Source organism: Mycobacterium asiaticum, assembly GCF_001668675.1.
Lineage (GTDB): Bacteria > Actinomycetota > Actinomycetes > Mycobacteriales > Mycobacteriaceae > Mycobacterium > Mycobacterium asiaticum_D.
Window position 1 is genome coordinate 1 of the sequence record NZ_LZKQ01000153.1, and the last position, 521, is coordinate 521.

Annotated in this window: 1 protein-coding gene; it reads left to right on the forward strand. The window is 67.8% G+C overall.

The window, feature by feature from the left end; genetic code table 11:
* Window positions 1-521, forward strand: a 521-nt coding sequence (locus tag A9X01_RS13475) for a PPE domain-containing protein (protein ID WP_155772078.1), incomplete at both ends; no start/stop codon positions are given.

Here is a 521-nt window from a genome sequence, read left to right on the forward strand (position 1 = left end):
CGGCGTGGTTGAGTGCGGCGGGTGCGGCGGCTGAGCAGGCCGCTGCTCAGGCGCGGGCGGTGGTGTCGGCGTTTGAGACGGCGCGCTCGATGGTGGTGCATCCAGCACTTATCGCCGGCAATCGCAATTCACTGGTGAGGCTTGCGGTTTCGAATTTGTTCGGGCAGAACTGGCCGGCGATTGCGGCGGCCGAGGCGGCCTACGAGGAGTTCTGGGCTCAGGACATCGTGGCGATGTTGGGTTATCACGGGGGGGCGTCGGCGGCGGCGGCGGCGTTGACGCCGTTCGCCAAGGTGCCCTTCGGTGCCTCGGGCGGTGCGGGTGGCTTCGTCAAGGCTGTGGTGGCCGAGTTGTCGGGTCTGGCCGGTGGGTTGAATCCCGGTGGGCTCAAGGCGGGTCTGGGTGCGATCAGCGCCCGGTTGACCCGTCTGTTGGGTGGGTTCGATCTGGCTGGGGTGGTGCGCAGTGTGCAGTCGGGCACTGGTGGTCTGGCGAATCTGCGTCTGCATGAGCTCGGTGGC